This is a genomic window from Parafrankia irregularis, from assembly GCF_001536285.1.
GTDB lineage: Bacteria > Actinomycetota > Actinomycetes > Frankiales > Frankiaceae > Parafrankia > Parafrankia irregularis.
In genome coordinates, this window is sequence record NZ_FAOZ01000066.1 from 1 (window position 1) to 8139 (window position 8139).

7 protein-coding genes are annotated in these 8139 nt (G+C 71.1%); 5 read left to right on the top strand and 2 right to left on the bottom strand.

Annotation, left to right across the window (positions count from 1 at the left end; genetic code table 11):
* Positions 1–201: 201 nt before the first annotated feature.
* The 5 genes from AWX74_RS39765 (at position 202) to AWX74_RS38465 (ending at position 6302) form a co-directional block, all read left to right on the top strand.
* Positions 202–741 carry a hypothetical protein gene (locus AWX74_RS39765; protein WP_131799661.1) on the top strand — a complete coding sequence of 180 codons (540 nt, stop codon included), beginning with the start codon at positions 202–204 and terminating at the stop codon, positions 739–741.
* On the top strand, positions 738–1961 hold the full coding sequence (locus tag AWX74_RS38450; RefSeq protein WP_091287371.1) for a DUF58 domain-containing protein: 1224 nt from the start codon (positions 738–740) through the stop codon (positions 1959–1961). Before AWX74_RS39765 ends, AWX74_RS38450 begins: the two co-directional genes overlap by 4 nt.
* On the top strand, positions 1958–3313 hold the full coding sequence (locus AWX74_RS38455; RefSeq protein ID WP_091287375.1) for a hypothetical protein: 1356 nt from the start codon (positions 1958–1960) through the stop codon (positions 3311–3313). Before AWX74_RS38450 ends, AWX74_RS38455 begins: the two co-directional genes overlap by 4 nt.
* A gap of 39 nt (positions 3314–3352) precedes the next feature.
* Positions 3353–4483, top strand: coding sequence for an AAA family ATPase (locus tag AWX74_RS38460; protein ID WP_091287378.1), 1131 nt, complete (start codon positions 3353–3355; stop codon positions 4481–4483).
* A gap of 685 nt (positions 4484–5168) precedes the next feature.
* Positions 5169–6302: an effector-associated domain EAD1-containing protein gene (locus AWX74_RS38465; RefSeq protein WP_091287383.1), complete on the top strand. Its 1134-nt coding sequence runs from the start codon at positions 5169–5171 to the stop codon at positions 6300–6302.
* 234 nt (positions 6303–6536) lie between these two features.
* On the opposite strand, the gene AWX74_RS38470 is transcribed toward AWX74_RS38465, so the two are convergent.
* Together AWX74_RS38470 and AWX74_RS38475 are read right to left on the bottom strand one after the other, a co-directional pair.
* The gene (locus AWX74_RS38470; RefSeq protein ID WP_091287386.1) at positions 6537–7541 is read right to left on the bottom strand and encodes an NADP-dependent oxidoreductase; all 1005 of its coding nucleotides are present in this window, start codon (positions 7539–7541) and stop codon (positions 6537–6539) included.
* 66 nt (positions 7542–7607) lie between these two features.
* Positions 7608–7808, bottom strand: a complete 201-nt coding sequence (locus tag AWX74_RS38475; RefSeq protein ID WP_226932082.1) for a nitroreductase/quinone reductase family protein — start codon at positions 7806–7808, stop codon at positions 7608–7610.
* Positions 7809–8139: the final 331 nt, after the last annotated feature.

Sequence of the window (8139 nt, forward strand, 5' to 3'; positions counted from 1 at the left end):
GGCCAACCCACCGGACCGGGCAATGGCGGCCAACCCGCTGGGCCCGGTAACAGCGGCCAACCCACCGGACCGGGCAATGGCGGCCAACCCGCTGGACCGGGCGGCACAGGCACAGGACCTTCCGGTACCCCGGAAGACGGCGGGAAGCAGCCCTCGCCGCCGAGTATCACCGGGCTGACGCTGGACGGGAAGCCGCAGAACGTGCCCGGCGGCTGGCACCTCGTGGACGTCAGCGGCGAACACACCCTGCGCGGAGAGATTCAGGGTGAACTGCCGTCCGGCACAGCCATCGCCATTGTCAGCCGTGCTCCGCGCGACGGGAAGCACTACCTGCAGTACTATCGTCTGACCGCGGGCGGGTTCGAAGCGGTCATGAGTAACGGCTGCGGGACGAACCTCTACAACGGGGCAGCGGAGACGTTCGACATCCTGCTCGTCGAGTCGCCGACGGCCGACCAGCTTCCGAATCTCTGGAAGCCGCCGCCCTGCCCTCGGCCTTCGCTCTCGGACTCCGACTGGGCGCGGATCGCTCCCTCGGTCGTCCTCAGGTCGTTCACGATCGCGCGCGACCTGCCGGCCGACACTCCGGGCCCCAGCAGCCCGGCCCCGTCGCGCCCTGCGGCCACACCGACGTCGCCGATGTCGCCGATGTCGCCGCCGTCGACCGGCTCGCGGGCTCCCACGCCGCCGACGCCGCGCACCCCGGCGGCCCCCAGATCGACAGGGGGTGGCGGGGCATGACATCGGCCGGGATCTGGGTGGCGGCGCTGTCCGTCGTGCTCGGGGCGGCAGGCTCCGCGCTGCGCTACCCGGGCCTGGTCGGACTGGCGGCGGGCTTCGGGATGGCACTCGTCGTGGCCGTGCTCGCCGTCGCCGGGCGCGACGGGCTGGCTGTCACGCTCCACAGTCACGCCTCCGTCACCCGCGACGACCTGGTGACGGTCACGGCCACGGCGCAGAACCGGCGTCGGCGTGTCCGCCCGGGTGGCCGGCTGGATGTACCGAACGGCCTCGCGCCGATCGTCCTGCCTGTCCAGCGGCTGCGACCTGGCCGGATGGTGACGGTGAGTACCCGGATAGTGGCGACGCGACGCGGGGTGTGGGGGCTGGGACCCGCGGTGTCTGTTCGCCGGGACCCGTTGGGGTTACTGGCCAGAACTCGCCTGGTCGGTGAGCAGACGACCCTCGTCGTTCGGCCGCGTCGGTACGAGATCGAGCCACTGGCCTGGTCACACCACCAGCGGTCCGACGGGAGCGCGCGCTCGCTTCCCCGGCCAGGACTGGCGGAGTTCGAGACGCTGCGCGAGTATGTGCCGGGCGACGACACCCGGCGGGTGCACTGGCCGTCGTCGGCACGTACCGGCACGCTGCAGGTCCGTACTTTTGTCGACCCCACGACGGCCGCGGCCTTGGTGCTCCTCGATACGCGGCGTCTCGCCTACACCGAGGGCGCGGCGGGGGACGCCGCGTTCGAGGACGCCGTCGAGGTCGCCGCGTCGGTCGCGCACGCGTACGCAGGCCACCGCCTGCCGGTACGGCTGCGTACGACGGGCGGACTGGCCTGGCCCGTCGGCGGCTCGACCGGGCGGGAGGAGGATCTGCTCGACCAGCTTGCCGCGTTGTGCGTGCAGGAGCCGCGCCCAGGAGACGCCGCCGGCTCGAGCGACCCGACCGGTCTGGCGGACGCGCTCAGGGCCCTGCGCCGCGGCGACGCCCAGAAGACCAGCGCGTTGCTCGTCGTCGTCACCGGCGTACGTGCCTACGAGGCCCCGATGGTGGCAGGCGGCCACCGGACCGGCCCGGTCATCCTGATCCGGACGGGCGCAGCCCGGCCAGACGCGCGCCTGGAGCCGGGCGATGGCGGCGGCGATCCGGTGGCGACGATCAGCCTGGACCGGGCGGCCGATCTCCCGGATCTGTGGCGCCGCCTCGACGAACTGACGTCGGGACGGATGCGGTGAGCCGCGACGCCGGGGCCATCGCCGTGGTCGCCACTGCGTCGCTCACAGCCGCTGCCGGATTTCTGCCCGCCGTGGGCGGCCAACCACGGCCGGTTGGCCTGATCTTCGTCTGCGCGGTCCTCGCGGCGTTGCTCGCCGCGGCGCCGTGGCCATCGGGTCCCGCCGGCTGGCTGGCCGTGCCGACGTCCGTGCTCGGCTGGTTCACGATCAGCCTGGGCGTCCTGTACGGGGTACCGGACGGGCCGGACCTGCGCGACCTCGCGGTTGCGTTGGCGCAGGGCCCAGCGGATCTGATCTCCCAGGCAAGGAGCTCCGGTGGCGGTCGGGCCAGTCTCGCTGTCGTACCGTCGGCCCTGGTCTGGCTCGCGTCCGCGACCGGGACGGCGCTGACGCGCCGAGCCACCGGCGCTCTTACTCCGTTGCTGCCCGCGCTTGCGGTGGCCGTGGGAGCGAACGTACTGGCGTTCCGGCACACGGGATGGCAGGTGGGCGCCGCGGCCGGCGTCGTCGCGCTGACGGCGGTTTTCCTGCTCGGGCACCGTGACCAGCGGAATCCAGGCGTACGGCCGCGGCCGACTGACGACTCGCGGCCCACGAGCCGGCGGCGGGCGCTGGCTGCCGTGGCGCTGGTCGCCGTTCTCGGCGGCGCGGCTGTGACGGCGGGCCTCGCTGTCGGCCCGCTCGGCGGGCGCGCGGTCGACCCCGCCGTCGGCGGGTGGGCCACCGCGCCCAGCGGCCAGCTCCCCGACGACGAACCGAGCGGCCGGGCGTCGCCCACTCGCCAGCAGAGCCCCGGCGACAAGCCATCCGCACCGCCCACGGTGAACTCGATTTCTTCCCGGAGCGCGCGCGAACGAGCAGTACGGCCAGCACTGTTCCTGCTGGCCCTGTTGCTGGCCCTGTTGTTGGCACTGCTGCTGGCGTTCGTGGCAATGGCGGTGCTTGTTCGGGTGACACGCCGTGCGCGGCGCTGGTGGCGGCGTACACGCGGAGGTCCCGCGGCTCGGCTGCTGGCCGCCTGGCGCGACACCGTCGAGGCGCTGGGCCGGGCCGGCCTGCCCGTCGGCGCCGAGCTGACCATCGGTGAGCTTGTCGACGGCGCGGTCGCCCGGGCGGGGTCGAGCCTTGGCGGTCCGCTGCGCGCGCTGGCCGGGCTGGCCGGGCCAGCACTCTACGACCCCGCCGCCGCCGTTGATGACATGCGGGCCAGCACGGCCTGGCGGCACCGAGACGCCTGCGTGACCGCGCTTCTCGCCCACACGCCCCGGGCCGCCCACACGCGGCCGCCCGGCCCGCCCGGCGAGACCGGGTCGGCGGTCGGTTCACGGCGCCGGCCGCCGGCCGCCCGTTGACGACAGACAGCGACAAACACACGAAGTACGGGGGATGGAATGCGCGCGGGTGACTTCGTCACGGCGTTCGACCGGATTGTCGCCAACATTGACCAGGTGGTACAGGGCAAGCCAGATCAGGTGGAACTCGCCGTCACCTGCATGCTGGCCGGCGGGCACCTGCTCATCGAGGACCTGCCCGGCGTCGGCAAGACGTTGCTGGCCCGGTGCCTGGCTGCCAGCGTCGACGCCGAGATGAAACGAATACAGTGCACGCCCGACCTGCTGCCCAGCGACATCACCGGGACGGACGTCTATCTGCCGGGAACGGGTGGGCAGGAGTTCCGGCCGGGACCGGTGTTCGCGAACGTCGTGCTGGCGGATGAAATCAACCGCGCCACCCCGCGGGCCCAGTCGGCCCTGCTGGAGGCAATGGAGGAACGACGGGTCACCGTCGGCGGGATGACCCGTCCACTGCCGGACGTGTTCCTCGTCGTCGCGACCCAGAACCCGGTCGACATGGACGGCACCTATCCTCTTCCGGAGGCACAGCTGGACCGGTTCCTGATGCGGATCCGGATGGGCTACCCCGACTTCGACGCCGAGAAGCGGGTGCTGGCCGCCAAGGTCGACGGCGGATCGTCCAGCGCGACAGACGTGCCTGTGAGCGAGGTTCTGGGCCGCGGCACGCGGGGCGGGAGGAAACAGGATCCCCGGCCGGTGCCGGCCGTGACGACTGCGGCGCAGGTGCTCGGGCTCATCGATCTGGCCCGCCGGACCAGGGTGTCCGACGCGGTCTATGCCTACCTGCTGCAGGTCACCCGGATGACCCGCGCGCTGGTGGCCCGGCCCGCCGCGCAGCCTGCCCGGTCCTCGGTGGGCGCCGGCCAGGGACAACGAGGCCGACGAGACGGCCCCCCGGGCCGTGACGCGGTCGCGCCGCCGCCGGCGTTGGCCGGCTGCCTCGCCCTTGGCGCAAGCCCACGCGCCAGCGTGGGCCTGCTCCACGCGGCCCAGGTCCTCGCTCGACGCTCAGGCCGCGACCATGTGTGGCCGGACGACGTGAAGCGGCTTGCCGTCCCGGTCCTCTCGCACCGGCTGTCGCTCTCCTCGGCCGCCGTTCTCGGGGGCCACCGCGCCGAGGACATCGTCGAGAAGGTGCTCGCGGCTGTCGCCGTCCCGCGCGGCTGAGTCCGTCGCGACCGCGACCGCGACCGCGACCGGCTTGTCCCGGCGGAACCGATGGCGGACTGTGGACGCGGAAAGGCCCAGCGGGCCCAGCCGGCCAGGTTCGGGTCCTCCGCTGCCCAAGATGTTTCCGGGCGAGTCCTCCACAGCGGGCCAGTCAAAGTCCGCGCACATCAATGTGCGTCGCAGAACTTCTACGCGGTTCGCCGGAGCGGGTGATTCCCCCAGCAGACTCGTGGTCGCCGCCCGGAAAACACACGCGGGATGACATGGACGTACCGGGAGATGCCGTGTTAATCTTCGGCCGAAGAGCCGCCCGCCTGATGCGGGCGACCTCTGGGTATCTCGGCTCACCTAGGTGAGATCGCGCGCGCACGCCATTCCTATGGGGCGGCGTCGCGCCCACGAAGTTGGGGGGCTTCGTGCGAAGAAGACTTCGCGGCATGTCACGCCTGCTCCAGCCCGATGCGCCGACTCACGGCCGGGTACCGGCCAATCCTGGTTGACCTCATCCGCCGCCCAGGTGCTGGCGTGCCGTCTGAACTCCACTGCCGGCCGTGCGCCTGATCATGCGCCGGCCGGCCATTGCGATCCGCGAAGGGTACTGGTCGCGGTCGATTTTCCGAGTCGCGGGCACCGTTGAGAGTCGCGAACCGAAAATTATTTACATGAAAGCCATAGGTGGCCGATGATCGAACCTGGTCTGACCGAGCGGGAACTCCAGATGCTCGCGGCGCTGTTCGATACACCCGAACGTGCCGACAGCCTGCTGCGGGATGCCGGATTCCCGGTCGCCCGTATCCCGACGATGCAGGGGTACGCGGTCGCCGAGTACTGGCGCGCGGTCGCCAGGCTGGTTGACAACGGAGTGATGCCGGATGGGCGGCTCAATATTCTGACCGCAGCCTCTCGACAGTTCCCGGCAAATGAGACATTCGCCGCGTCGAGTGGCGGCGTACAGACTCCTGGGCCGCTGTCACAGCCGCAACCGACGAACTCGCCCGACCGTTCGACAGGGTCATCCTCTACCGGCAGGTATCCACCTTCGGTTGGCGGCGGCGGCCTTCCACCCAGGCCGAGCTTCGGCTGGCCAGTGATCGCCGCGTCGATCGTTGTCGCGGTCCTCGTGATCGTGGGGGCAACGCTGGGCGTGGCAGGCCTGATCGGTGGGGGCTCCGACGACACGCCGCCCGGACCTGCTCAGTCGGCTTCGGGTGATCTGCCGGACAGCCAGGCACCCGTCCCCGAGCCCCCGTCGTCCGGGCCCGGCGTGCTACCCAGCCCCAAGCCCGTGACATCCACGCCGTCCGGCTCGGGCACGCCGGCGTCCTGCGAGCCGCCCGCGATGGACGCCAGCACGGTGACCGCGGCGCCGGTGGTCGAGCCCGGCAGCGTCCAGGGACTGACGGTGGCGTCGGCTTCCTACCGGCTCCAGGTCGAGTTCGACAACGCCAACATCACGCTCGCCGTCGATATCTCGGGGACCATCCCGGCTGGAAAGCATCTGATCATCGTCGCCCGCGGTCTCCCGAACACCCAGGACAAATCCGGCGCGAAAGGCGCCGACGTCGACTTCTACCGCGACAACTACCCGCTCCCCGGGACCGGCTGCCACACCTTCCAGAAGGCACGGCTCGGCTACGCGGGAGCCGCAGGCCTCACCTACCGCTTCCGCGTCCTGCTCGTCGGCCCGGAAATCGACCAGTACATCGCCACCCGGCGAGCCGACCCCTCCTACGCCACGCGCGGCATGACCAAAACCGCGCTGACCCAGAGAGGCGCCCAGGTCGTCGGTGGATTCGATATCGTGAGCGCTCGCTGACACGAGATCGAACCGCGGCCGGTCGGCCATCACCGACGCGGTGCCGGCCGACGCCCGGGCGGGGGATCCGACCCGGCAGGTCGCGGGACCAGGAGCTGACGTCGTCTACGGCTGTCCTCCGCGACGCGCGGCGGCGGACAGCCCCCGCTTCGGGTCGGGCGCCTGGGTGGGGCGCTGAGCACACGGCCCGGTGGCACGCCCCCAAATCCATATGATCAACGGCCTGACAGAACCTTACGGAAGGTGGACGAGTGTCTTGCCGGTATTAGCGCCGCGCATCATGGCCAGGAAGGCTTCGACGGTTTTGTCGATGCCTTCGAGGATGGTCTCTGCGGTACGCAGCGAGCCGTCTTGCAACCAGTCGGTGGCCTGTTGGATGTAGTCGGTGGCGATGTCGTAGTGGTCGCCGACGTTCATGCCGCGCAGGGTGATGCGTTTACCGATGGCAAGCGGCAGGTTGCTCGGGCCGGGTGGGGGTTCGGCGTTGTTGTAGATGGAGATCGCACCGCACAGGGCGATGCGCCCGTGCTGGTTCATCGTGCCGAGCGCGGCTTGGAGGTGGTCGCCGCCGACGTTGTCGAAGTAGACGTCGATGCCTTCGGGTGCGGCCTTGGTGAGCTGGCCGGGTAGGTCGCCTGCCCGGTAGTCGAGCCCGATGTCGTAGCCGAAGTCCTCGACGAGGCGCCGGGCCTTGCCGGGGCCGCCGGCCGAGCCGATGACCTTGGCAGCGCCCAGGCGCCTGGCGATCTGGCCCGCGACTGACCCGACTGCGCCCGCGGCGGCGGAGACGAAGACGACGTCGCCTTGTCGGACCGGGGCGATGTGGGTGAGGCCGGCGTAGGCGGTGAGCCCGGTCATACCCAGCACGCCAAGGTAGGCCTGGGCGGGGGCGAGCCGGGTATCGAGCACCTCGACGCCGGCGGGGAGCAGCGCGTACTCGCGCCAGCCCAGGAAGTGCGACACGGTTGACCCGACCGGCACGTTGTCGGCTCCGGAGGCGACAACGGTCCCGACCGCGTGGCCGGTCATTGCCTCGCCTAGCTCGAACTGTGGGATGTAGGACTCACCTTCGTCCATGCGCCCGCGCATGTACGGGTCGACGGACAGCCAGTCGTTGCGGACGAGGATGTAACCCGGTCCGGGGTCGGCGACCGTGGTGGTGACGGACACGAAGTCGGTCGGTTTGGGTTCGCCGATCGGGCGGGCGGCGAGATGCCAGGCACGGCTGGAGACGGGCATGGGAGACCTCCTGGGTCGCACGGGGAGGAAGACGGCATGGGGCGAAAGGGAGAGGGCGGTGCGGGTTCAGCGGGAGCCCAGGAGGAACATCGGCGGCTCCCGGTCGGTGCGGGCGCAGTGTTCGGGGAAATGCGGCCAGGCCGTGTCGGCCGTCTTCCACAGTTCCGTCTTCGCGGCGCCGGATACCTCGCGCGCGTGCAGGGTGCGGGTGATGGCACCCTCGCGCACCTCGACGAGCGGGTGCGCGAGCAGGTTGCAGTCCGTCATGGCCCCTGGTGGGGCCACCCGGGACAGGGTGAAAATGTGGTGGGGCGTTCGGTCGACGTCGTTAGTACTTGGTGCTGTGAGCCCGGGTTGCAGTCGGACGCTGGAGGCCGCCTTCAGGCACCCGTGACTGTTGCTGCGAGCACGTGACTCAGCTTCTTCTTCGCCTGGTCGGTCTCCCCGGACGTCCCGCCTGACACACGGTGGGAGGTGGCCAGTGGAGACACTCGTCGAGCGGTGCGCCGGTCTCGACATCGGCAAGGCCGACGTGAAGGCCTGCATCCGGATCCCCGGTCCGGGGAAACGCCGCCGGCAGGAAGTCCGCACGTTCGCC